The sequence below is a fragment of the Georgenia deserti genome, from assembly GCF_042680605.1.
In the GTDB taxonomy this organism is placed as follows: Bacteria; Actinomycetota; Actinomycetes; order Actinomycetales; family Actinomycetaceae; genus Allobogoriella; species Allobogoriella deserti.
On sequence record NZ_JBHUEE010000008.1, the window covers coordinates 29764 to 52514 of the forward strand.

22 protein-coding genes and 1 pseudogene are annotated in these 22751 nt (G+C 67.0%); 12 read left to right on the forward strand and 11 right to left on the reverse strand.

The genetic code is table 11. The annotated features are described in order from the left end of the window. Positions 1–437 precede the first annotated feature (437 nt). On the reverse strand, positions 438–1499 hold the full coding sequence (locus ACFSE6_RS14440; protein WP_388008542.1) for an NAD(P)/FAD-dependent oxidoreductase: 1062 nt from the start codon (positions 1497–1499) through the stop codon (positions 438–440). Positions 1500–2295: 796 nt separating this feature from the next. On the opposite strand from ACFSE6_RS14440, the gene ACFSE6_RS14445 reads away from it, so the two are divergent. From ACFSE6_RS14445 to ACFSE6_RS14455, 3 genes are all read left to right on the forward strand, one after another. Continuing rightward, positions 2296–2487, forward strand: coding sequence for a hypothetical protein (locus ACFSE6_RS14445; protein ID WP_388008545.1), 192 nt, complete (start codon positions 2296–2298; stop codon positions 2485–2487). Between the two features lie 422 nt (positions 2488–2909). After that, a complete protein-coding gene (locus tag ACFSE6_RS14450) occupies positions 2910–3515 on the forward strand; it encodes a LysE family translocator (RefSeq protein WP_388008548.1) in 606 nt (201 codons plus the stop codon). A gap of 306 nt (positions 3516–3821) precedes the next feature. Further along, positions 3822–4166 (forward strand): GNAT family N-acetyltransferase, encoded by a 345-nt coding sequence (locus ACFSE6_RS14455; RefSeq protein ID WP_388008551.1) that lies wholly within the window; start codon positions 3822–3824, stop codon positions 4164–4166. A 200-nt stretch (positions 4167–4366) separates the two neighbouring features. Here the strand turns inward: ACFSE6_RS14455 and ACFSE6_RS14460 are convergent, their stop codons facing one another. Further along, positions 4367–5170, reverse strand: coding sequence for a DUF3626 domain-containing protein (locus ACFSE6_RS14460; protein WP_388008554.1), 804 nt, complete (start codon positions 5168–5170; stop codon positions 4367–4369). Positions 5171–5314: 144 nt separating this feature from the next. Here ACFSE6_RS14460 and ACFSE6_RS14465 point away from each other — a divergent pair, with 144 nt between their 5' ends. Next, on the forward strand, positions 5315–5860 hold the full coding sequence (locus ACFSE6_RS14465; RefSeq protein ID WP_388009112.1) for a helix-turn-helix domain-containing protein: 546 nt from the start codon (positions 5315–5317) through the stop codon (positions 5858–5860). Between the two features lie 60 nt (positions 5861–5920). Beyond that, positions 5921–6480, forward strand: a pseudogene (locus ACFSE6_RS18985) (peptide deformylase). Positions 6481–6567: 87 nt separating this feature from the next. Here the strand turns inward: ACFSE6_RS18985 and ACFSE6_RS14480 are convergent. Both ACFSE6_RS14480 and ACFSE6_RS14485 read right to left on the reverse strand, forming a co-directional pair. Continuing rightward, complete coding sequence (locus ACFSE6_RS14480) at positions 6568–7788, reverse strand: MFS transporter (protein WP_388008560.1); 1221 nt, start codon at positions 7786–7788, stop codon at positions 6568–6570. A gap of 6 nt (positions 7789–7794) precedes the next feature. Next, positions 7795–8367, reverse strand: coding sequence for a helix-turn-helix domain-containing protein (locus tag ACFSE6_RS14485; RefSeq protein WP_388008563.1), 573 nt, complete (start codon positions 8365–8367; stop codon positions 7795–7797). Positions 8368–8442: 75 nt separating this feature from the next. On the opposite strand from ACFSE6_RS14485, the gene ACFSE6_RS14490 reads away from it, so the two are divergent. From ACFSE6_RS14490 to ACFSE6_RS14505, 4 genes are read left to right on the forward strand one after another with little or no spacing between them, the layout of a single operon-like run. Beyond that, on the forward strand, positions 8443–8808 hold the full coding sequence (locus ACFSE6_RS14490) for a hypothetical protein (protein ID WP_388008566.1): 366 nt from the start codon (positions 8443–8445) through the stop codon (positions 8806–8808). Next, the gene (locus tag ACFSE6_RS14495) at positions 8805–9551 is read left to right on the forward strand and encodes an ABC transporter ATP-binding protein (RefSeq protein WP_388008569.1); all 747 of its coding nucleotides are present in this window, start codon (positions 8805–8807) and stop codon (positions 9549–9551) included. Before ACFSE6_RS14490 ends, ACFSE6_RS14495 begins: the two co-directional genes overlap by 4 nt. Next, complete coding sequence (locus ACFSE6_RS14500; protein WP_388008572.1) at positions 9548–10345, forward strand: ABC transporter permease; 798 nt, start codon at positions 9548–9550, stop codon at positions 10343–10345. Before ACFSE6_RS14495 ends, ACFSE6_RS14500 begins: the two co-directional genes overlap by 4 nt. Before the next feature lie 52 nt (positions 10346–10397). Beyond that, positions 10398–10985 carry a sensor domain-containing protein gene (locus ACFSE6_RS14505; protein WP_388008575.1) on the forward strand — a complete coding sequence of 196 codons (588 nt, stop codon included), beginning with the start codon at positions 10398–10400 and terminating at the stop codon, positions 10983–10985. Here the strand turns inward: ACFSE6_RS14505 and ACFSE6_RS14510 are convergent. The 3 genes from ACFSE6_RS14510 to glnA form a co-directional block, all read right to left on the reverse strand. Next, a complete protein-coding gene (locus ACFSE6_RS14510) occupies positions 10975–11436 on the reverse strand; it encodes a P-loop nucleotide/nucleoside kinase family protein (protein WP_388008578.1) in 462 nt (153 codons plus the stop codon). The genes ACFSE6_RS14505 and ACFSE6_RS14510 overlap by 11 nt on opposite strands. A gap of 109 nt (positions 11437–11545) precedes the next feature. Further along, positions 11546–12052, reverse strand: a complete 507-nt coding sequence (locus tag ACFSE6_RS14515; RefSeq protein WP_388008581.1) for a GNAT family N-acetyltransferase — start codon at positions 12050–12052, stop codon at positions 11546–11548. A 432-nt stretch (positions 12053–12484) separates the two neighbouring features. Further along, the gene (glnA, locus tag ACFSE6_RS14520) at positions 12485–13909 is read right to left on the reverse strand and encodes a type I glutamate--ammonia ligase (protein ID WP_388008584.1); all 1425 of its coding nucleotides are present in this window, start codon (positions 13907–13909) and stop codon (positions 12485–12487) included. Positions 13910–14120: 211 nt separating this feature from the next. Between glnA and ACFSE6_RS14525 the strand changes: the two genes are divergently transcribed. Continuing rightward, complete coding sequence (locus ACFSE6_RS14525; protein WP_388008587.1) at positions 14121–14474, forward strand: RDD family protein; 354 nt, start codon at positions 14121–14123, stop codon at positions 14472–14474. A 154-nt stretch (positions 14475–14628) separates the two neighbouring features. On the opposite strand, the gene ACFSE6_RS14530 is transcribed toward ACFSE6_RS14525, so the two are convergent. The 3 genes from ACFSE6_RS14530 to lipB all read right to left on the reverse strand — a co-directional run bounded on the left by ACFSE6_RS14530 (position 14629) and on the right by lipB (position 17141). Beyond that, positions 14629–15357 (reverse strand): DUF4191 domain-containing protein, encoded by a 729-nt coding sequence (locus tag ACFSE6_RS14530; RefSeq protein ID WP_388008590.1) that lies wholly within the window; start codon positions 15355–15357, stop codon positions 14629–14631. A gap of 65 nt (positions 15358–15422) precedes the next feature. Further along, a complete protein-coding gene (gene lipA / locus ACFSE6_RS14535) occupies positions 15423–16463 on the reverse strand; it encodes a lipoyl synthase (RefSeq protein ID WP_388008593.1) in 1041 nt (346 codons plus the stop codon). Between the two features lie 9 nt (positions 16464–16472). Beyond that, entirely contained in the window at positions 16473–17141 is a 669-nt protein-coding gene (lipB, locus tag ACFSE6_RS14540; RefSeq protein ID WP_388008596.1) for a lipoyl(octanoyl) transferase LipB, read from the reverse strand. Between the two features lie 96 nt (positions 17142–17237). Here lipB and ACFSE6_RS14545 point away from each other — a divergent pair, with 96 nt between their 5' ends. Further along, positions 17238–19403 (forward strand): MMPL family transporter, encoded by a 2166-nt coding sequence (locus ACFSE6_RS14545; protein WP_388008599.1) that lies wholly within the window; start codon positions 17238–17240, stop codon positions 19401–19403. Between the two features lie 142 nt (positions 19404–19545). Continuing rightward, positions 19546–20808 carry a protein kinase domain-containing protein gene (locus ACFSE6_RS14550; RefSeq protein ID WP_388008602.1) on the forward strand — a complete coding sequence of 421 codons (1263 nt, stop codon included), beginning with the start codon at positions 19546–19548 and terminating at the stop codon, positions 20806–20808. A 74-nt stretch (positions 20809–20882) separates the two neighbouring features. On the opposite strand, the gene sucB is transcribed toward ACFSE6_RS14550, so the two are convergent. Beyond that, positions 20883–22733 carry a 2-oxoglutarate dehydrogenase, E2 component, dihydrolipoamide succinyltransferase gene (gene sucB, locus ACFSE6_RS14555; protein ID WP_388008605.1) on the reverse strand — a complete coding sequence of 617 codons (1851 nt, stop codon included), beginning with the start codon at positions 22731–22733 and terminating at the stop codon, positions 20883–20885. Positions 22734–22751 lie beyond the last annotated feature (18 nt).

Genomic DNA, 22751 nt, shown 5'->3' on the forward strand with positions numbered 1-22751 from the left:
CGCCTCGGTCCTGCCACCGATCGTCATTCGCGTGCTGGCGGACATGACTGTCATCTTCTTGACGGTCGAGGCTTCCCAGGTCGTGCACGTCCTCGTGCGCGCGGGCCCGTCATTGGTGTGCTCCTCCTGCGGACGGGCACGACGACGCTCCGACCGATGTCTCGGACCGGGCTGTAATGCGGCGACGGGCCGCCGCGTCGTCCGCGCCCTGATCGGTGGGGTGAGCGTCACGGAGCACACGGCCCCCGGGAGCCCGACGAGAAGTCCGGGGGCGTGCGGACCCGTGCGTATGGATGAGATGTCGTGTCTGAGTGTGACCGTTATGCATGCTCTAACCTGTCGAAACGTTGCCGGGTGCTGTGCTGAATACATTGGTTACACATGTGCTGTCACAAGTGCGTTCCAATAGGCGACCTAGGCGCCGCAACATCTGTGGGTTAGGGATGAACCGCCGAGATACCGGTGTCGTTGGCCGAGCCGAACCGGTCAGGCCGACAACCGGCAAGCTCGGGGACAGGCAGCCCGGTCAGGATCTCGGAGGCGGCTAGGCGGCCAGCGGCTGCGGCCAAGGTGACCGCCGAGTGCATCACGGTGATGTATAGACCCTGAACGTCGGTGGGGCGGCCGATGATTGGCTCCCCGTCGGACGGCATCGGGCGCCAGCCGATCTCGGCGGAGAGGATCTCGGTGCCGCTGGCTCCGGCGTACGACGCGACGAACCTGTCACGGACCCGTCGCGCAGTCGCGAGCAGCGCGGCTCGGTCCATTTCGCCGCCGTACGCCGTTGGGGCCAGAACGGTACCGTCGTCGAGCTGTCGCACCTCCAGCGACGGTGTCGCCGCGATCGTTCGTACCAGCCCAGGCGCCGCACGCAATCGGACGAGGACGGCCGGCGACGGCTCGACAGGAAGATCGAGGCCCATTCCAGAGCACAGGGCGACCGTCCCGGTGCCGGCGGCCAGGACAACGGTTTCGGCGGGCACGACTCCCGCGGTCGTCCGTACCCCGCTCACGGTTCCCGCCTGATGCTCAAGCGCAGTCGCCAGCGTCCCCGTTTGTACCTTCGCGCCGCGGTTTCGCGCCGCGTCGACCAGGGCCTCGGTCGCCGCTACGGGGTCGACGGCCGCGTCTTCCGGGTGATGAACGGCCGTGGCCAGCGGATCGATAAGGTACGGCTCCAGCGCGCCGACATCCTCAGTGCGCGGACCCGGGTTCTCCTCGAAACCGTCCCAGCTGAGCGAACCCGACCAGCGGATCGACAGCCGGGAAAGCTCCGACTCCAGTCGCCGGTACTCGTCCAATGCGAGGTGACGCAGTGACGCGGAGGGCACGACGCTGGCAACCGATCGGCCGATCCACGCGAAGGAGGCACTGGTAGCACCCGAACCAGGTAGGCCAGCCTCGATCAAGGTGACGGGACGGCCGCACCCGGCCAGGTGGTAAGCCATCGAAGCACCGACGATCCCGGCGCCAACCACGGCGATGCTGCGATCAGCCATCGCCCAATTCTGGCAGGCAAATGGACCGGTTATCTGTCCACCAGCACAGCGCGGGTTGCGTCCACGTCCAAGAGGATGCTTAGCGTCGCTGCCATCGTCGATCTCGCCGTTCGCGGTGCCTTCCTGGGCTTCGGATGCGAGTCCGGAACAGTCACTAATGCCATCGGGCCCGTGCCAGTCACTAGATAGCCGAGCGGCTTTCGTTGCAGCCGAAGGTTCGGTGGGTCAGTGTTCCAGAAAGGTGTGCCAGATCGTGTCTGCAGTTGCTTCGACAGTGAGTCACGCGAAGAACACTTTGGTCCGGGACAAGTTGCTCGACACCGACGTTGACGTTGAGTGGAGAGCGTTTCTGTCGACACTGACACATACCAACCAAAACGGCGGCTGCCGTTGGAGGACGTCGAGAGACGTTTCCGCACGTCAGCCGCCGTTCTTGGAACCTACTGACAGAGCGTGAAAACCCCGGTTGAGATGTCGTAGATCTGAGCGGGCGACGCTCTGACCTGCATAAACACTGCTCCGGGTCGTGCTGGTTACACACTGGGTACACATCCGGTGTCACAGCCCCGGTGCCTCGGGGGAGTGTTGGACTGGGGTCGGCGCAGGCTCGTGCCGGAGGGCTCGCGTGGGACAGCGGGCGCTTGGCAGGAGCAGGGGAGGGGTGCGTTGCTCCCTCCGCATCGGCCGGCTCTTCTCGGCGGGGCCTGCTCAGCACGGAGTCGATCGCCTTCCGGGTCCGTTCGGTCGATGTGGGCATCAGGTGGGTGTAGGTGCGCAGAATGAAGCCGGTGACGGCGTGACCGAGGTGCTCGCTCAGTGCCTCGATCGACTCGCCGGCATCGAGCAGGGTGCTGGCGTAGAAGTGGCGGAGGGTATGGGTGCCGTTCTCTCGCTTGACCTCGATGCCCACTCGTTCGAGGGCAAGACGCCAGATGCTGGAGTTGAAGCACTCCGGGTTGAGCGCGCCTCGTTCGCGAGTGGTGAGTAGATGGGGAACGGTTCGCTCCGCGCCATCGAATTCGGTCCCAGGGTAGCGTTACTTCGCCCTGCGGGAAGCGAGTCATGTATCGCGTCCAGCACCGGCTCCGGGAGGGGCAGGCGTCGAGTCTTGCGTCCCTCGGGCGGACGAAGAGGAGCTGAGGCGCAGGGGCAGAGTGCGTTCGCGCTCGCCGAGCCGGGTTGCCTCCTCCGGACCATGATCATAGTTTTTATCACAACTGCAACCAATCGCAAGGGAGAGAAGGATAGTGCGGGTCCGCTCCTACCGTCGTTGCCAGCGGCGATCGCCTCGCGCCGACACTGCCCGCTCCGTGCATGGCCTTGCATCCGGACGCGGGTCCCGCATTAGCCCAGGGCTAGATAGTAAGGAGTAGTCGGTTGGACCTACAGTCAGTCGCTGGGTTTGCTCTGATGTCGTTCGCGTTGATCGTGATCCCGGGGCCGAGCGTGCTGTTCGTAATCGGGCGTTCGTTGGCTCACGGTAAGCGCGGCGGCTTGCTGAGCGTGCTCGGCAACGAACTTGGAGGGATCCCCCTGGTGCTGCTGGTCGCCGCCGGCGTGGGCAATCTCGTCGCTTACTCGGCTCCGGCGTTCCTCGCCGTCAAGCTGTTGGGCGCCGGCTATCTCGTCTACCTGGGAGTTCAGGCGATCCGTCAAAGGAAGATGGGTGTGACGCTGGGTGCTACCGAGGTCGACCGTCATGTCTCGTCCTGGCGCACTCTGCTGCAGGGGATCGTCGTGGGCGTGACCAACCCCAAGACGATCGTGTTCTTCGTTGCCGTCCTTCCGCAGTTCGTGAATCGGGACACCGGAGGAGTGCCGATCCAGATGATGATCCTGGGCCTCGTGTTCACTGTGATCGCGTTCTGCTGCGACGCGTGCTGGGTGCTGATCGCCTCGGCGGCTCGGCGCTGGCTCGCCACCTCACCGCGACGTATGGCCACCATGCGCGGCGTCGGCGGCGGTGTGCTCATCGGCATGGGGGCCACACTGGCGCTCACGCCCGCCAAGAGCTGAAGGGGTGCAGATGCGATGCGAACTCCACGTCAGTGCGAACCGAACGAGCGTCGTCCAGCCTGTCAGCGACAGTCACAACACCTCACGTACCCGTATTTGATCTAAGGCAGTTTTCATGCTTGACGCATCGTTACTCCCACTCGAAAATCAGAACGTACGACTGCGTACGATTGAGTCCGATGACGCCATTGCCTTCGCTGAAGGCGCCGCCGATCCAGCCGTGCGGAAGTACGGGCACCTTCCGGAATCGGAATACACGCCCACGTCGGTCAAGAAGACGATCGTACGGGAGGCGGTTCCCGCGGCTTGACTCGCGGCGATCTGGGAGTTCTTGCAATCGCAGACACCTTTACTGACGCATTCGCAGGCAGCCTCGTTATCTTTAATATCACCGAACTGTTGGGGGAAGTCGGCTTCTGGATTCACCCTGCCTACCGTGGGGCAGGCTTGAGCATTGCCGCCCTGAATCTCGCCGTCCGATTCGCCCGAGAAAGTGGACTGCAGGAACTTACCGCTCGAACCGTGCCAGAGAACTCGGCGTCACAACGTGCCCTCGCCAGAGCCGGATTCATCTTCCGAAGGCGAGGGGTTGGAGTCGCACCCTCCGGAAATGCCTCCGAATTTCTGAGCTACTTCCACGCGCTTGGCTAGTAGGTTGTTGTCCGAGCGCTTACGTGTGATCTTGTCGGCACCCTGCTCAGTATGCTGTACCAGCTAAAGAGTGAACTTACTGCCTCCATCTGACGATGAAGTCCGCGCTCACGCTCACCAAGAGCTGAAAGTTGCGCTCCAGGGAGAGCGAACTCTAATCCTCGTAGTGCGATCCGAACGAGCGTCAGCGCTCTCAACGTTCACTGCCCTTTTCGCCCGAAGCGTGCGAGCAGGCGCCACGCGTACTTCACGGTCTGCGGCTCCTGCTTGCCGCTGCGTGCGGCCTCGGCAAGGCGATCGGGCATCAACGTGCGCGCCAGGCTCTGGGCGACCCGCACTGGCTCCTCGCCTCGGTAGTCTCGGTCCAACCAAGCGGTGTCGACGCGGAATCCGTGGTGGAACTCGATAGGGCAGCCGAGCTGCTCTGCGTACTCGCGAACGGCTCCGTCGCGATGGCAGGGGTCGAGCACGAGCGCCTCGACATGCGCGGCGAAGAACACCGGCCGGTGGACGTGGGCTTCGATGTAGTCATCGAGATAGTCCTGACCTCCCTGGTCGGCGAGTCGCACGAGCCGTGGCAGTTCGGCCTCCCCGCCCACTTCGGTGGGTTCGTGGACACTATCGGGGAAGCAGAAGGTCGACCAGGCTGCCGTTTCTGGCGTGAGGCGGAAATATGCGGAACCAAACCTCGGCGAACCGCCATAGAGGTCTCCCCTCCTGTTCCAGGCACCGTAGACCGGCCGCGTGTGAGCGGGGAGGCTGTCGTATTGCCCCGCGAAGAGCTGGCTCTCCCACCGGAATCGATCACCACCCGGATGCGCGGTCAACCCACCGTTGCTCGTACCAGTCTCGAACTGCGACCGATACCTGCCATCGTGCACCATCGACTCGATGACCAGACCGTCGCGATACGGCCAGTCGGGATGGAACTGCAGCGTCACGCGGGCCACTCGTCGGGCGAGACCGTCCGGGGCGCTGTCAGGCTCCGCGTCAGGCGTGGTCATGCATCTTCCTTGCTTCGAGTGGATCGGCTCGCTAATATTATCGACTATGCAACTAATCGCTAGCCTGCGAACCGTGGAAGCATGATGGCAAACCGCGAAACTCGTGACCCCGTAGCCGGCCAGTCTGGCTCATCTGTCCGTCGTATGGCGGCCCAAGCGTCGACGCTCGAACTGATCCTGCACCCGCTGAGGTTGCGGATTCTGCAAGCGATGACAGGACGGACCATGACCACCGCGGAGCTTGCCGGACTCTTCGATGATGTCGCTGCTGCAACGGTTTATCGGCATGTCAACACCCTCCTGGATGCCGGGGTGTTGACGATCGTGTCCGAACGACGGGTGCGTGGGGCGGTGGAGCGCACGCTCGCGCTCGTCGAAGATGCGGCACAGATGAACGCCGAGGACGCCGCGCAGATGTCCGAGGATCAGCATCGGCAGGCGTTCACCGTGTTCCTTGCTCATCAGGCGGCCGAGTTCGACCGTTTCATCGCACGCGACGATGAAGCGGCGATGCCGTTGTTCGGTTACGGGCAGACCATCCTGCACCTGACTGAAGACGATCTCGGCGACGTCCAGGAGCAGCTCAGGGCCGTTCTCGAGCCCTATCTCCGCTCGCGCGGCGGTCTTGACGAACATAGAGTCAGCCTGGCGACGCTCCTCATCCCGGAAAGTACAAGCCAGGACGACTGACGCACCACGGTTGCCGCCATGAGAATTGCGACTACCCGAGATGAAGAGGAGCCACTCGATATGCCTCTTGAACAGATCATGTCTCTGGGCTCGGCCCGCCCGATCGTCCGGTGGGGCGAAGACGATGTGCTACATCGGCCGGCCAGGCGGGTCACAGACTTCGGCCCCGATCTGTGGAACCTGCTCTGCGACATGTTCGCCACGAACACTGCCGCGGACGGCGCCGGCCTGGCTGCACCGCAGATCGGCGTGGACCTTGCCGTGTTCGTCTACGAATGTCACGACGCCTTTGGACGCGAGCGCCGGGGCCTCGTCTGCAACCCACGATCGCGCTCGCCGCAGAGCCGGAAGAAGAAATCCTTGGAGAGGGGTGCCTCTCGCTTCCCGGCGCAAATCTGCCGGTCTCTCGCCCCGGTTTTGCCGTATGCCACGGCTATAACCAGTTCGGTGAGCCCATCAAGGTCGCCGGAACCGGAACCCTCGCACGGTGCTTGCAGCACGAGACCGACCACGTCAATGGCATCGTGATGGAAGACCACCTCACCGCGGCTGAGCGCCGTGACATCCACCGCCAGCACAAGAAAGTCGCCAAGCAGTATCCCAGCAGCTGGCCCGCGTAAGCCACCGACTCGCTCCCACCGCGCGACGCGGCCGGTCGAGATGGGCTCACGAAGGCAAATCGGCCTCTCTGATATCCCGGACAGTCCTTACATTCGAAAGTCCCGCAGGCTTCGATTCGAAACCACGAGAAGCGATGCTGGGAGCGCGAGCGCACCGAACGCCCCGATGACGGCCCCCATGCCGAGAGCCTCCCCGGCGAATCCGACCAGCGGCGCCACGACGAGCTGCGGAGCTTGCTGTACAAACAGCAGCAGACTCTGAAACCGCGACAACATAGTGGCCGGTGCCAGGAGCACGTATGTCGGGAACGCGTGAGCAGTGAACAGGACGACGCCCGCGCCGACGAGGACCGTGGACGACACCGCGACCTCCCACCTCGGTGCGATCGCGAGCAGGCCGAGCCCGAGGGTGATAACGATCGGGCCGACGAACATGGGCTTCCAGGCGTTGGTCAGCGTTCCCTTCCAACCGAACCACGCCGTGCAGACCAGCCCGCCCGCGATCCACCCGGCCTCGATGAGACCTGCCTCGCTCGCTGACCATCCTCGCTCACGCGCAGCGAGGGGGATACCGAGGGCGACGACGGGGATGACCGCACCCGCAATGATCGCCACTGACGCGAGAAGCGCCGGAACGTCCCTTCTCAATCGCACGGCGCTCATCGCATCGAGAATGCCGCGGACACCGAGTCGAACATCTGACGGCTGAACCCGACGGGGGACGCGGATCAACAGAAGGACGCACAGCATCACCGCTGCACCCGCAGCCCCGATCCAGGCCACTCCGGCAAGCGTCAGCATGCCGATCAGCAATCCGCCGAGCGGCGGGCCTATGGTGCGTGCCAGCTGACCTGCCATTCCCACGCGAGCCATCGCCGTGCCCAGCTCGCGGTCAGCGACGAACAGCCGCGCGAACACGGCAGAGGCTGGGCGGAAGAAAGCGGACGCGGTTCCCATCAATGCCGCGATGACGAACAGCAACGCAGGAGATGTTCCGGCACCCCACGCCACGGCCGCCAGAATCACGGAGATGGCGACCAGCCCCAAGATGCTGGCGATCATCGTTCTGCGTGGCCCGAGTCGATCGGCGAGCAATCCGCCCAGCAGCCCGAGCACCACGGTCGGAGCCAGGGTCAGCGTGAGCACCGCGGACGCAGTGTCAGGACCATAGGCCGACGCCGTCCACGTCATCGCGAACGCGAGAGCCGCCACCCCGAGTTCTAGCCCGAAGGATGCGATGAGCCAGGCTTGCAGGCTTTTCGGATAGCCGTTCGTCATGTCCATGCCCATGGAATGCTCGGTACTCATGACTCGTCAGGGTGTTCCAGCATCGGGCTCTTCCATGCGGCTCGCCGGGCCATCGTCCGGTATCAGCACAATTCCCAGGGTCGTTCGTGCTTCTCGCCCGGTTCGCGGCCGAAGGTGAGGCCTCAGAAGATCACGAAGGCATCCCCGAATGTGCCGAAGGTCCTCATCGGTGACGTACAGCAAGGTCTGGCTGTAACCGAAGTCCGGTGTAACGGACCCCTTCGTGGATTCGATAAGGCGGTCGAATTCGGAGGCCAAACGCGCAAGGAACACCACGAACGCCCGCTGGCTCTCGTGAGTGGGTGAAAGATGGATCGTGTTGATGTCAGGAGGACGCGCGCCGTCCTCCGAGAGAGCGAGTTCGCGTTGCGGTGAACCGTGGCGAGAGCGCTTTGGTATGACCGTGAGCACGCCGCTGGTGATGAGCGTATTCACATGTCGGTACACCGTCGTGGCGGCGACTCCTTCGATGAGAGCCGCCAGCTCTGAGACCGTGACTCTTCGAGAGGCCACTGCCTGCAAGATGCGCAGCCGTACCGGATGGAACAGCGCTTCGAATGAGTTCAACTCGCCACTCACCAACTCCTATCAGTCGCACACTTGCGAATAGTTGCAGTATGGAGAACACTAGCGGGTACACACGAGGGAGGCAACATGGCCACGATCGACGTCCAGGCGCAGCACGTCACCATCCGGATGAGCGGATGGGAGGCGATGGCGACACGCCGTCCTGCGCTGACCGTCCAGAGGTCGGCGCTTTTCGCGGTCACGGCCTCCGACGAATGGGTGACGAGGAGCCTGGGGTTGCGACACGGAGGGGTGGTCGTTTCCGGGATGCTCAAGGTCGGCATCTGGGTGGGTCTCGATGGAACCCGTCGTCTGCTGGCGATGCGCCGAAGCACGCCGACGCTGAGACTCTCGTGCGCTCCCGACGGTGCTGAGGGGTTCTCCGAGGTGTTGGTGAGCGCGCCCAACGCGCATGAAATGGCGGCGCGCCTGTCTGCAGGAGTCGGGGCGTGAGCGGCGCCGCCGTTGAGGCGGAACGTCTCACGAAGCGCTTCGGCTCGGTGTCGGCCGTGGAGGAGATCTCGCTCACGGCCGCCTACGGGCGGGTCACTGGGCTGTTGGGGCCGAACGGGGCCGGGAAGAGCACGACGCTTCGCATGTTGCTGGGACTCATCCGCCCGGACGGGGGCACGGCGGTCATCGGCGGCAGGCGTTACGTGGACTTGCCGGACCCGACCGCCCGGGTGGGTGCTGTCATCGACGGTGGCGGCCTGCAGCCCTCGCTGACGGCCCGGCAGCATCTCCGGGTCCACGCGGTCCTCGGCGGGCATGACGACGAGCGCGTGGAGACCGTCTCGGCACTCCTGGGGACCGACGCGTTCGCCGGACGGCGCGTCAGAACGTTCTCCCTCGGTATGCGGCAGCGCCTGTCGGTGGCGACCGCGCTACTCGGGGACCCAAGCATCCTGATTCTCGACGAACCGGCCAACGGACTCGACCCCGCCGGAATCGCGTGGCTGCGCGGGTTCTTGCGGGATTTCGCGGATCGGGGCGGGGCCGTGCTGCTGGCCAGTCACGTCCTGTCCGAGGTCGAGCAGATCGTCGACGACGTCATCCTGATCGACCGGGGACGAACCATCAGGCGCGGCTCTCTCAGCGATCTGACCGACGGCGGGCAGCGCTCTCTCGAAGACGTCTTCCTGACGCTGACGTCGACCGGGAGCCGGACCGGAGGCGAAGGAGAGGTGCGCCGATGAACCGCGTGATCGCCGGCGAGCTGCGCCGGCTGTTCGGAACCAGGATCCCCGTATGGGCGGCCGTGACTGCGCTGGCGGCCGGCGCCTTCTTCCCCGCGGTGATCTCGATCGTGGGGCCGGAGAACGCCACTCCTCCCATGCCTGGGCTGGACACGCCAGAAGGGGTGCAGATCGTGCTCGGGATCACCGCGCTGACGCTGTTCCTTCCCGCGCTGCTGGGCGTCTTCGTCATCGCCGGCGAGTACCAGCACCGCACCATCGTCACCACCTTCATCGCCGCCCCCCGACGCGGAACAGTTCTCGTCGCGAAACTGCTCGTCTACGCATTCGCCAGTCTCGGCTACGGCATCCTCCTGGCGGCGTCGACGGGAGCCGTGCTGTTGCTCCACGCCGGCATCAGCGGGACGCCGCTTGGACTTGCACCGGCCGATCTCGCCCGAAATCTCGCCGGCGTCGCTCTCGCCGCCGTCGCTTACACGGCCATCGGCGTCGCGGTCGGAGCCATCGCCCGCAACTTCCTGCTCGCTGCCGGGATCGTGCTGGGCTGGTTCTACCTCGTCGAGCCGATGATCATGCTCATCCCCGGCATCAACACCGCCTACCCGCTGCTGCCCGGCGGGGCGACAGCGAGCCTGGTCGGTTTCACCTTCCTCACCGACGCCATGAGGGCCCAGCTGCACTTGTCTGGGCCGAGCATCCTCAGCCCGTGGGTCGGCGCGCTCGTGCTCTTCGTGTATGCGGCCGTCGCCGCAGCTATTGCCTTCGTCCTCCCGCTACGGCGAGACATCGCCTGAGCACGGCCGAAAGCCCGACACCTCTCATCTCGAACGAACGGAGAATTATCGAATGAACAGCCAGATCGCGGGCCTCGGCCGCCGAAGCGCCTACGCCCTGCTGAACCTGTTCACCGGGCTGGTCAGCCTCGTGTTCCTGCCGGTGCTGCTGCTCTGCGCGCTGCTGTGCCTGCTCGGCATCGGCCTCCTGCTCCTCCCCGCCGCGCTACGCGCATTGCACGCCTGGGCCACATGGCATCAGAGTGCGGCTGCACGGCTGCTGGGACGAGCGGCCCTCGAGCAGCACTCGCCCCACGAAGGCAGTGGCTGGGGCGTACTTCGTCGTCAGGTCCAAGATCCCGGGACCCGGCGAGAACTGGGCTGGCTTGTCATGCAGGCAGTCTTCGGCATCGTCCTCGGCCTGCTGGCACTCGGGGATGTCGGCGTCGTCCTCGTCACGATCCTCGCCGGCGCGCTGTGGTGGACGCCCATGCTCGCCGACCATGTCCAGTTCCTGGGCGAACCGGTGACCAACTGGAGCACCGCGGCGGGACTCGGCGGCATCCAGCTCGTGCTCGGCATCATCCTCTGGCTGCTCGCGACCGTCCTCGCTACCGCCCACGGACGGCTTACGCTGAGCGCGCTGCCGGTCACGAGATGACGGTCAGCGGGCCCTCGTCCGGGGTCGGCGGTTCGAAGTTGTCGAAGTAGGCGGCCGCGAGATCGGAGTCGAGCTGATATGCGTCTGCCTCGTCGGTCCGGCGGGCGCCCACCCTCTCCAGCGCGACCTCGCGCGCTGTGGCGAGGTAGATCGTCTCGGGCTCCACGCCGAGCGGCCTGACCAGGCTGCGCCACTTCTCGCGTTCCCACCGCGACCAGAACGAGAAGTCCAGGACGACATCCGTGCCCGCGGTGACGAGCGCGGTCAAGCGGGCGCGGAGCTCGGTCTCGATCTCCCGATGGAGATCTGTTGGCAATGGCATCGACCGGATGCCGCGACGCCATGCCTCCTGGTCGAAGGACAGCCGCGTCATGCCGCCGTCTTCGAGTTGGCGGGCGACGGTCGACTTTCCCGAACCGGCCGGGCCGCACATAAAGACGACCCTGCTCATACAGGCGATCATACTTTCCGGTGAACTTTCAAGTCATCCTAATCGGGTATATGAAGAGGAAGTGCCCAATGGTTGCTCGAACGCGTGGTCGACCTCCGCTGGGGCGTCGTCAGACGGTGAAGTCGATCCACGTGTCTGGTCGGAGCTCGGGACGACCCGGCACTGGACGGTGCTCCTTCGTGGCGGCGGGATCGACCGAGTTGCACACGCGCTGCCAGAACGCTGCCGCAGGTTCATTAGTGTCCTGGAAAGCGACGGACCAGCGTCCGGGGAACTCCTCCACAATGCGCTTGACGGCGAGGGTTCCAATGCCGCGTCGTCGAGCGCCGTGGACGAGGAAGAAGCTGTTGATGACGTGGGGCGAGCTGTCTAGGGCTCGTAGCACGGCGAAGCCGACAGGTGAGGCGCCGAGATGGATCAGTCGGGCGGCCCAACCTGCCTCGCCGTCGAGGGCGGCGTTGAGCCGTTCCTGACGGAACCGCCCATTGCGATCGGGTAGCACACGGTTGTACTCCGAGAGATCGTGACTGAACATGCCCCACAGCCGTTCGAGCACATCCCGGTCCGCATTGCTTGCTGCGGTGACCCGGAGGGCGGCTGGCGTATCTAAGGTCATGTCTGGATCGTCTATGACGCCCCTGGACGTGGCGTTATGGTGTCTGCTATAAGCTTTCGGCAAGCAAAAGGCATCACGTTGCTGGAGCTGTCGGGGCGATGCCGAAGGCCCCAGCCCTCCCGAGGTCGCTCGCCGGCTCCGTAGCGTGCGGCCATGGGCCACGAACGCCGGCTGATCGGGTTGTGTGCGCGTCAACTTCGGCCACAAAGTCGAGCAGATGGGGGAGCGGGCGCTTCCGCGTTCGTCCGGGGGCGCGGTGGGAGCGTCACGAGCCTGCGTGCGTTCCGTCGTCCGTCGTAGCGATGAGCGCTCGTTGCACACCGGTTACACACAGCAACCAAGAACGGCGGCTGCCGTTGGATGACGTCGAGAGACGTTTCCGCAGGTCAGCCGCCGTTCCGGCAACTACTGACAAAGGGTGGAACCCCCGGTTTAGATGTCGTAGTACATCTCGAACTCGTGCGGGTGCGGGCGCAGCCGCAGCGGGTCGATCTCGTTCTCGCGCTTGTACTCGATCCAGGTCTCGATGAGGTCCTCGGTGAACACGTCGCCCTGGGTGAGGAACTCGTGGTCGGCCTCGAGCGCGTCCAGCACGGCCGGCAGCGAGTCCGGCACCTGCGCGATCTGCGCGTGCTCCTCCGGCGGCAGCTCGTACAGGTCCTTGTCGACCGGCTCGGGCGGCTCGATCCGGTTCTGAATGCCGTCGATGCCGGCCATGAGCATCGCGGAGAACGCCAGGTACGGGTTCGACGACGGATCCGGCACACGGAACTCGATGCGCTTGGCCTTCGGCGAGGAGCCGGTGATCGGGATCCGGATGCACGCCGAACGGTTGCGGGCCGAGTAGACCAGGTTCACCGGCGCCTCGAAGCCCGGCACGAGCCGGTGGTAGGAGTTCACCGTCGGGTTCGTGAACGCCAGCAGCGACGGAGCGTGCTTGAGCAAGCCACCGATGTACCAGCGCGCCGTGTCCGACAGGCCGCCGTAGCCACGCTCGTCGAAGAACAGCGGCTCGCCGTCCTTCCACAGCGACTGGTGCGAGTGCATACCCGAGCCGTTGTCACCGAAGAGCGGCTTCGGCATGTAGGTGACCGTCTTGCCGGCCTCCCAGGCGGTGTTCTTGATGACGTACTTGAACTTCAGCACGTCGTCGGCCGCGCTACGCAGGGTGTTGAACCTGTAGTTGATCTCCTGCTGGCCCGCGGTGCCCACCTCGTGGTGCGCCCGCTCGACCTGAAGACCGACCTCCTGGAGTGTGCTGACCATCTGATCGCGCAGGTCAGCGAAGTGGTCGGCAGGCGGCACCGGGAAGTATCCGCCCTTGTAGCGCGTCTTGTACCCCTGGTTGTGCCCGTCCTCCTCGGCGCCGGTGTTCCACGCCGCCTCGATCGAGTTGAGGTAGTAGAAGCTGGAGTGCGCGTTCGTGGCGAACCGCACGTCGTCGAAAACGTAGAACTCCGCCTCGGCCCCGAAGAACGCCGTGTCCGCGATCCCGGTGCTCTTGAGGTACGCCTCCGCCTTCGCCGCGATGTTGCGCGGGTCCCGAGAGTAGGCCTCACCGGTGAAGGGGTCGACGATCGAGAAGTTGACGACCAGGGTCTTCTGCTTCCGGAACGGGTCCACGAAGGCGCTCGTCACGTCCGGGACCAGCTTCATGTCGGACTCGTGGATCTGCTGGAAGCCGCGGATGGAGGACCCGTCGAACATCAGCCCGTCGTTGAAGGCGTCCTCGTCGAACGCCTCCACCGGGATGTTGAAGTGCTGCATCACTCCCGGCAAGTCACAGAAGCGGACGTCGACGAACTTGACGTCCTGCTCCTTGGTGAAGGCGATGGCCTCCTCGGGGGTTGAGAACATCCGGTTAGCTCCTTGAGGGTGGACTGACGGTGACAGGGGCGACCTCGTGCAACCGCCCTGACGCTAGCTGTCGGCCGTTTCCCTTGTGTCACCCGAATGTGTCGAACACGTTACGCGAACCGCTACGGCATCCCATGGGGTGGTCACGTATCGGTACGCCCCGGCCCCATCCGCGGCTCGGACGACGGCGTCGCGCGGTTAGGCTCGTGCGGTGCCCGATGAGCTTCCCCCCGTGGCCGGTCTCGGTCGCCGTGCGGTCGCGCTGGCCATCGATTGGACACTGGCCTCCGTCATCAGCGCCGGCTTCTTCGACTACCACCCGATGGCCACCTTGGGCACGTTCGCCGTCATGACCATCGCGATGGTTGCCACCATCAGCGCCAGCATCGGGCACCTCGTGGTCGGCATCGGTGTGCGCACCCCGGGTCGCGGTCCGGCCGGGCCGCTGCGCGCGCTGCTGCGGACGGTCCTCCTGTGCCTGGTGATCCCGGCCGTGGTGTGGACCGCCGACGGCCGAGGTCTGCACGACGTCGCCGCAGGAACCACGGTGACACGGATACGGTGAGGCGGGCGGCGCCCTCGTTCCTCACTCGGGCTCGTCAGCGGCCCTGCCTGATCGGCCGCCTCCTCGCCCTCCGCTCGTTCCTCACTCGGGCTCGTCAGCGGCCCTGCCTGATCGCCCGCCTCCTCGCCCTCCGCTCGTTCCTCACTCGGGCTCGTCAGCGGCCCTTGACTGCCTTGCGGTCCGGACGCGCACGCATCGGGTCGATGCCCTTCGGCACCGGAAGCTTGGCACTGCCGAGCGCCTGCATCCGCTTGCCCACCTGCGCGACCTCGGCGGCGGTGAGCTTCTTGTCGAGCTTGCGCACGCTGCCCATCAGCTTGCTGATCGGCACCTGGCCGTCGTCGTTGCCGTACTGGATGAGGTGCACCGGCACGTTCGGCGCCACGCGGGAAACTTTGCGCTTTTCGTCAGCGAGCATCCGGCTGACGCGATGGCTGGGGCCCTCGGAGACGAGCACGATCCCGGGCCGGCCGATCATCCGGAAGACCATGTCCTGGGTGCGCGGATTGACCGCCACCGGCTCCTGCTCGACGTTCCACCCGCGCCGGATCTGCCCGAGCACTGCACCGGCGGCGCCGGGGCGCCCGTCGATCTGGCGGTAGCTGGCCTTCCTGGTCTGCACCGACAGCACGACCATCATCAGGGTCAGGGAGACCAGTAGCCCGAAGAACGTCATGTAGATCGGGTGCCCCCAGGCGAACCCGATCGCGAGCGCGACCGCCATGATCAGCACGAAGGTCCCGAGAAGCATCCAGGTGATCGCGGGATACACCTGACGGGTCAGGCGGTACGCGTCACGGACGTTGTGGTACCAGCGCTGCTTCTTCTCCGGCTTGGTGGCGCCGGAGGCGGTCGTGTCGGTCTCGGACTTCTTGCGGGCCATGATCCCGCAGTCTACGGCTCAGGTAGCGGCCGCCGCACCGGGCGCGGTACGTCTCACACGCGGGGTCAGGACCCCACCGCCGCGCCGAGACGCTGCTCGATCCCGAGCCGGCCGGCGACGGCACTCGCCTCCTGCCGGGAGGTGGTCTCCTGAGTCAGGTGCTCGAGCTCCGCAGGCACCTCGCGCCCCTTCTTGATCATGGCGCGGGCCCACAGCCGGCCAGCCCGGTAGGACGAGCGCACCATCGGACCGGCCATCACACCGAGGAAGCCGATCTCCTCGGCGATCCGGGAGAGCTCGACGAACTCCTCTGGCTTGACCCACCGCTCCACCGGGTGGTGGCGCACCGACGGGCGCAGATATTGGTTGATCGTCAGCAGGTCGCACCGCGCCTCGTGCAGCATCTGCATGGCCTCGACGACCTCGTCGAACGTCTCGCCCATCCCGAGCATGAGGTTGGACTTCGTCACCAGGCCGTCCTCGGCCGCCATGGTCAGCACTCGCAGCGACCGCTCGTACCGGAAGCCGGGCCGAATGCGGCGGAAGATCCGCGGCACCGTCTCCAGGTTATGCGCCAGGACCTCGGGTCGAGAGGAGAACACCTCCGCCAGCTGAGCAGGGTCGGCGTCGAAGTCCGGGATCAGGAGCTCGACACCGGTGCCCGGGTTCTCGGCGTGGATCCGGCGGACCGTCTCGGCGTACAACCACGCGCCACCGTCCTCGAGGTCGTCCCGGGCCACACCGGTCACGGTGGAGTACTTCAGGCCCATCTGGCGTACCGATCCGGCGACTTTGGCCGGCTCCATCCGGTCGAGCGGCGAGGGCTTGCCCGTGTCGATCTGGCAGAAGTCGCACCGCCGGGTGCACTGCGACCCGCCGATGAGGAACGTGGCCTCCCGGTCCTCCCAGCATTCAAAGATGTTGGGACATCCGGCTTCCTCGCACACCGTGTGCAGGCCCTGCCCGTGGACAAGCTGTTTGAGCTCCCGGTACTCGGGGCCCATCACCGCCTTCGTCTTGATCCACTCGGGCTTGCGCTCGATGGGAGTCTCGGCGTTGCGCGCCTCGACGCGGAGCATGCGGCGGCCTTCGGGATTGACGCTCACCCTGCGATCCTAGGCACGCACCGCAACCGGTGCGCCAGCGGCAGCCAGGGGTGTGAGGGCAGTCACCAACGCCTCGCCGAGATCGTCGACGACGTCGAGCGGCGTGATCCGCCGGCCGGTCTCAGCGCTCAACGAGGTGACGTCCGCGTCCTCGATCCCGCACGGGATGATGCGGTCGAACCAGCTCAGGTCCGGATCGGCGTTGAGCGCGATGCCGTGCATCGTGGCTCCGCGTGCCACCCGCACCCCGACCGCACAGAGCTTGCGGTCGCGACCCCGCTCGTCCGCGCGGACCCACACCCCGGAGCGGCCGTCGATACGTGATCCGCCCACCCCGTAGCGGCCGGCCACCGAGATGACGGCCTCCTCCAGTGCCCGCACATAGGCGACGACGTCGACCGGTTCCGCGAGCCGAACGATCGGGTAGGCCACGAGTTGGCCGGGACCGTGCCAGGTGATCCGGCCGCCGCGGTCGACATCGATCACCTCGGTGCCGTCCGTGGGCCGCTCCCGCGAAGCCGTCCGCTTCCCGGCCGTGTACACCGGGGCGTGCTCGAGGAGGAGGACCGTGTCCGGGCGGCGCCCGGCGATCACGTCAGCGTGAACCTCGCGTTGCAGCTCCCACGCCCAGCGGTAGTCCACCGTTCCCGTGCCCAGATCCACCCACTGCAGGTCCACCCGACGATGCTAACTCCGACGTGTTGCGGGTGTGGTTCGGCGGTCGCACCATGAGCCGGTGCGGCGCTTGGCCGGACCCGGGACCGAAGGAGACTCATGCGCCGTCGTACGGTCCGGGTGCTCGGCCTCGTCCTGGTCCTGCTCGTGTGGCTGGTGGTCGCGGCCTGGGGTGGCGTGGCCCAAGGAGAACTCTCCCAGGTGCAGGAGAACGACGACGCCGCATTCCTGCCCGAATCAGCCGAATCGACCCGCGCCGCCCACTTGGCGGAAGAGTTCACAGGAGAACAGACGCTGCCTGCGCTCGTGGTCGTCCGGCCCGAGGACGGTGGCAAGCTCGACAGGTCCGAGCTGGAGATCCTCGACCGTCTCGCGAGCACCGCGAGCCAGCTCGAGTTGCCCAACGGTCGCAGGCTCTCCGATGTTGCGCGAGCTCCCGTTGTCGCTGTGCCGGCACCGGACGGCGCGGCTGCCCTCTTGACGGTCGCGCTCGACGGTGCGCAGGTCGACGAGGTGGTCGGGCCGGAAGACGAACAGCTCGGCGCCGTCGTCGTCGATGAACTACGGGCATTGACCGACGAGGAGCTGAGCGGGACTGGTCTGCAAGCCTGGGTCACCGGGCCGGCAGGGTTCGTCGCCGACCTGGGCTCCGCATTCGGATCGATCGACACCGTGCTGCTCGCAGTCGCCCTGTCGGTCGTACTGGTCATCCTCCTGTTGGTCTACCGGTCACCACTTCTGCCGTTCACTGTCTTGTTGACGTCCGTGCTCGGACTGTGCGCTGCCGCGCTGGTGGTGAAGAACCTCGCAGAGCGGGACGTGCTGCTCCTCAACGGACAGAGCCAAGGGATCCTCTCGATCCTCGTGGTCGGCGCTGCGACCGACTACTCGCTGTTGCTCATCGCCCGATACCGCGAAGAGCTGGAATCGGGTGCCGATCCGACATCCGCCATGCGCGCGGCCTGGCGTGCATCGCTCGAGCCGATCCTGGCCAGCGCCGGAACCGTCGTCGCCGGTCTGCTGTGTCTGCTGCTGTCCGATCTCCGCTCGAATTCCGGGCTCGGGCCCGTCGCCGCCATCGGGATCTGCTGCGCCGTCCTGTCGGCGCTGACACTGCTGCCGGCCCTGCTACTTGCTGCCGGCCGCCGTTCCACCGTGCTCTTCTGGCCTCGTGTGCCCGGGCGTGCCGGGAACCGACGGAACGACAGCCGGCTGTGGCCCAAGGTCGCGGACGCCGTGGGGGCTCGTCCGCGCCGGGTCTGGGTCACGACAGCGGTCGTGCTCCTCGGTGCGGCGGCGTTCGCGCCGACGTTCCAGGCAGAGGGCACGAGCGAATCCGACATCTTCCTCAATGATGTCGAGTCCGTGGCCGGCGAAACGGTGCTGGCCGAGCACTTCGACGCCGGCTCGGTCCAGCCCGCTCTCGTCATCGGCGACGCCGAGAAAGCCGGCGAACTGCGCACCGCTGCCGGTGACGTCGACGGTGTGCGCTCGGCCGAGGTCGTCACCGCGGAGGACGGTGCTCCCCTCACGGTCGACGGGCGCGTGCAGGTCGAGGTCGCGTTGGCCGCGCCGGCCGAGAGCAACGAGGCGGTGGAGTCGGTCGATGGCCTTCGCGAGGCGGTGCACGCCGCCGACCCGCAGGCGCTCGTCGGCGGGGCCGCGGCCGAACGGCTCGACACGATCGAGGCCGGTGAGCGCGACCTGCGTACCATTGTCCCGCTCGTGCTCGCGGCGATCGCCGTGCTGCTCGCCCTGCTCCTTCGGGCGATCGTCGCCCCGTTGGTGGTGCTCGTGGCGAACCTGCTCTCGTTCGGTGCCACCATGGGGCTGAGCGCGGTGGTTTTCCATCAGGTCCTTGATCTGCCGGGAGCAGATCCGTCGGTCCCGCTCTACGGGTTCGTCTTCCTCGTCGCGCTCGGCATCGACTACTCGATCTTCCTCATGACGCGCGTGCGCGAAGAGTCCTTCCGGCTCGGCACCCGGCCGGGGACCCGTCGCGGCCTTGCCGTGACCGGCGGTGTCATCACCTCCGCCGGGCTCGTGCTCGCAGCCACCTTCGGGGCACTGTCGGTGGTTCCCCTCCTCTTTCTCCTCCAACTCGCATTCATCGTCTCCGCCGGTGTCCTCATCGACACGTTGCTCGTCCGCAGCCTGCTGGTGCCCGGCCTGGTGCTCGACCTCGGACGCCGCGTGTGGTGGCCGTGGCAACGGCACGTCCCCCGGGAGGCGGCCGAGACGGAGCGCCTCAGCCCCCGGTTGTGACGCCGGCGCGTCCCCAGCCGCCCGGCCACCAACGCGACCTGTGGATAACGCCTGCAGGCTTTGCGCCCTTCGTGCTGGGCTGGCCTCCATGGACACGACGCGTGGGCGGTGCCGTCGGCCCGGACGGCGCAGGCAGGAGCATGTGCCCGGCTACGAGATGCTCACTCCGGTCGGGTTCGGTGCCGGCGGGGCCGTGTGGCGGGCACGTGACGAGACGGGCCGGACGGTGGTCGTCTCCTTCCTGCAGCTGCCTCCGGGCGACCGCAATACCGCCCTGCTGCGTCGCCTCGCCGCGCTGCGGTCGACCTGCCACCCCCATCTTCCGCGCGTGCTGGACGTGGTGGGCCTGGGGGACGACCGGTGCGCCCTGGTGACCGACGAGGTCGCCGGGCCGACGCTGACCACGGTGCGCACCGCCGGGGGCGCTCTGACTCCCGGGGCAGCCCGCACTCTCCTGACGGCACTTGGTTCGGCCCTGGCGAAACTCCATGCACGGGGCGTCATCCACGGTGATGTCGCCCCGGACAACATCGTCATCACCGCTGGTGGTGTCCCGGTCCTCGTCGATCTGGCGGGTGAGGTCAGCACGGAGCGCGGTACGCCAGGGTTCGCGGCGCCCGAGGTGCGTACGGGGGCGGCGGCAGGCGCGGCCGCGGACGTGTGGGCCTTGGCCGAGGTCGTGCGGTGGGCCAGCGGTGATCATCCCGACGTCGCACGAATTCTCGCACCGGCTCTGTCGACAGACGTCGCAACACGGCCGAGTGCGGAAGGGCTCGCCACGGCCGCCGCCGGGCTCGGTGCGGTCGAGCACCTGGAGCTGCCGCCCGAGGCCGACCTGGCACAGGCACGCCTGCGCTCCGGTCAGGACGCCACGCAACGGCGCGCGGACCGGCGACCTCGTGGACGACATCGGCGACGAACTCGGAGAGGGCGGCACATGGCGCTGGTGGCCGCCGGGCTGTCGATGGTTGTCGCGGTGACCGGCATGGCGACCCGATGGGCAGGTGGGGCAGAACCGCTCGGGGAGGACGACGTCCAGGACGTCGTCACGGCATTGGTCGCGGCCCGCGACCGCGCACTGGCCACCGGCGACGCCCAGGCGTTGGGGGAGTTGACCGAACCTGGTAGCGAGCTCGCAGCCGCGGACGCCGCGCTCGTGGCTGACCTGGGCCGGGCAGGGGTGCGGCCGGACGGTCTGCGGACACGCGTGAGCGAGGTAGCTGCGCTGGGGGTCGACGGCGAGGGCCGCCGGCGTGTCCGGGTCGTGACCCGGCAAGGGGAGTACACGCTGAGCGGCAGGGGAGAGAGCGACGGCGTCGTCGTTCCCGCGTCCGAGCCCCGATGCACCGTCATGGTGATCGCGGGTCCACCGTGGCGCGTGGCCGCCACCGAGGAGTGCGGGTGAGGAGGTGACGCGCGACGGCGAAGGCCCCGCACCGAGCTGGTGCGGGGCCGGGCCGGGACCGGTCGGATGCCGGGTCAGATGCCGAGGTCGGCGTCGAACGCGCCCTCCTCGAGCCGGGCCTTGACGGCCATGAGGAAACGGCCCGCGTCGGCGCCGTCGGCGAGGCGGTGGTCATAGGTCAGGGACAGGTAGACCATCGAGCGGATGCCGATCGTCTCGTTGCCGTCCGCGTCCTTGACCACCATCGGGCGCTTGACGATCGCACCCGTGCCGAGGATGGCGACCTCCGGCTGGTTGATGATCGGGGTGTCGATCAGCAGCCCGGCCGATCCGGTGTTCGTGATGGTGAACGTCGAGCCGCCGAGCTCGTCCGGGGTGACCTTGTTCTCCCGCGTGCGGGCGGCGAGGTCGTTGATGGTCTTCGCGATGCCCCCCAGGGTGAGGTCGCCGGCGTTCTTGACCACCGGCACCAGCAGGCCGCGCGGGGTGTCCGCGGCGATACCGATGTGTTCGACGTCGTGGTAGATCACCTGGTCGCCGTCGATGGTGGCGTTGAGCTTCGGGTGTCCCTTGAGCGCCTCGGTGACCGCCTTGACGAAGAACGGCAGGTAGGTCAGCTTCGTCCCCTCGCGGGCGGCGAAGGAGTCCTTTGCCCTGGCGCGTAGCGCCGCGATCCGGGTGACGTCGACCTCGGCGACCGTGGTCAGCTGCGCGGAGGTGTCGAGCGACTCCTTCATCCGGCGCGAGATGATCTGCCGCAGGCGCGACATCTTCTCCGTGGTGCCGCGCAGCGGGGAGACCTCCACCGGCTTCGGTTCCGGAGCCGCGGCCTGAGGAGCCTGAGGCGACGCCTCCGCCGGGGCGGTGGCCTTCGCCGCGGCTTCCTCGACGTCCTGCTTGCGGATACGCCCGCCGACACCCGTTCCGGTCACCGTGGACAGGTCCACGCCCTTGTCCGCCGCGAGCTTGCGCACCAGCGGAGTGATGTACGAGCGGCCCGCTGCCTGCGCCGGACGCTCACGACCCGACTGCTCGGTCTGTGGCGCCCGCTCCTCGGCCGCCTGCTCCGCAGCCTGCGGCTCGGGCTCGGGAGTGGCCTCTGCCGCCGGCGCGGGCACGGCCTGCGGCTGGGCTGGCTCCTGCTCCTGCTCCTGCTCCTGCTCCTGCGGGGCAGGCTCCTCCTGCGCCGGGGCCCGCTGCTCCTCCTGGGCTGGCTCCTGCGCCGGGGCGGCGGACCCGGACCCGACGATGGCCAACTGCGCACCGACCTCGACGGTCTCGTCCTCTCCGGCCAGGATCTTCTGCACCGTCCCGGCGACGGGGGAGGGGACCTCGGTGTCGACCTTGTCGGTCGAGACCTCGAGCAGCGGCTCGTCGACCTCGACGCTGTCGCCCTCCGATTTCAGCCACCGGGTGATCGTGCCCTCGGTGACCGACTCACCCAGAGCAGGCATCAGCACGGGCTCGCCCGGGGCCTCACCATCGGACTGCGTACCGGAACCGGCCGGCTGCGGTGCGGACTCCGTGGCCTCCTGCTGCGCCTGAGCCGGTGGCTCGGCCTGCTCCGCCGCGGGCTGCGCCGCCTCGACCTCCTCGGAGGCCGGCGTCTCGGACGCCTCCGCCTGCGCAGGGGCCTCGGCAGCCGCCGGCGCCTGCTCACCGGCAGGCTCCGGCTCCCCGCCGCCGGAGCCGTCGCCGACCACGGCGAGCTCCGCCCCGACCTCGACGGTGTCGTCCTCCTCGACGAGGATCTTCTCCACGACACCGGCGACCGGGGAGGGGACCTCGGTGTCGACCTTGTCGGTCGAGACCTCGAGCAGCGGCTCGTCGACCTCGACGCTGTCCCCGACCGACTTCAGCCACCGGGTGACCGTGCCTTCGGTGACGGACTCACCCAGGGCGGGCATCTTCACGGACTCGGACATGTCCAGGAATCTCCTTCG

What these genes read in the sequence shown, in the direction of transcription:
- ACFSE6_RS14505 (WP_388008575.1), top strand. Translation starts at nt 10,398, where the DNA reads ATGAACAGCCAGATCGCGGGCCTCGGCCGCCGAAGCGCCTACGCCCTG.
- glnA (WP_388008584.1), bottom strand. Translation starts at nt 13,909, where the DNA reads ATGTTCTCAACCCCCGAGGAGGCCATCGCCTTCACCAAGGAGCAGGAC.
- ACFSE6_RS14500 (WP_388008572.1), top strand. Translation starts at nt 9,548, where the DNA reads ATGAACCGCGTGATCGCCGGCGAGCTGCGCCGGCTGTTCGGAACCAGG.
- ACFSE6_RS14490 (WP_388008566.1), top strand. Translation starts at nt 8,443, where the DNA reads ATGGCCACGATCGACGTCCAGGCGCAGCACGTCACCATCCGGATGAGC.
- ACFSE6_RS14530 (WP_388008590.1), bottom strand. Translation starts at nt 15,357, where the DNA reads ATGGCCCGCAAGAAGTCCGAGACCGACACGACCGCCTCCGGCGCCACC.
- ACFSE6_RS14515 (WP_388008581.1), bottom strand. Translation starts at nt 12,052, where the DNA reads ATGACCTTAGATACGCCAGCCGCCCTCCGGGTCACCGCAGCAAGCAAT.
- ACFSE6_RS14460 (WP_388008554.1), bottom strand. Translation starts at nt 5,170, where the DNA reads ATGACCACGCCTGACGCGGAGCCTGACAGCGCCCCGGACGGTCTCGCC.
- sucB (WP_388008605.1), bottom strand. Translation starts at nt 22,733, where the DNA reads ATGTCCGAGTCCGTGAAGATGCCCGCCCTGGGTGAGTCCGTCACCGAA.
- ACFSE6_RS14480 (WP_388008560.1), bottom strand. Translation starts at nt 7,788, where the DNA reads ATGAGTACCGAGCATTCCATGGGCATGGACATGACGAACGGCTATCCG.
- ACFSE6_RS14440 (WP_388008542.1), bottom strand. Translation starts at nt 1,499, where the DNA reads ATGGCTGATCGCAGCATCGCCGTGGTTGGCGCCGGGATCGTCGGTGCT.
- ACFSE6_RS14465 (WP_388009112.1), top strand. Translation starts at nt 5,315, where the DNA reads ATGGCGGCCCAAGCGTCGACGCTCGAACTGATCCTGCACCCGCTGAGG.
- ACFSE6_RS14510 (WP_388008578.1), bottom strand. Translation starts at nt 11,436, where the DNA reads ATGAGCAGGGTCGTCTTTATGTGCGGCCCGGCCGGTTCGGGAAAGTCG.
- ACFSE6_RS14450 (WP_388008548.1), top strand. Translation starts at nt 2,910, where the DNA reads ATGTCGTTCGCGTTGATCGTGATCCCGGGGCCGAGCGTGCTGTTCGTA.
- ACFSE6_RS14545 (WP_388008599.1), top strand. Translation starts at nt 17,238, where the DNA reads ATGCGCCGTCGTACGGTCCGGGTGCTCGGCCTCGTCCTGGTCCTGCTC.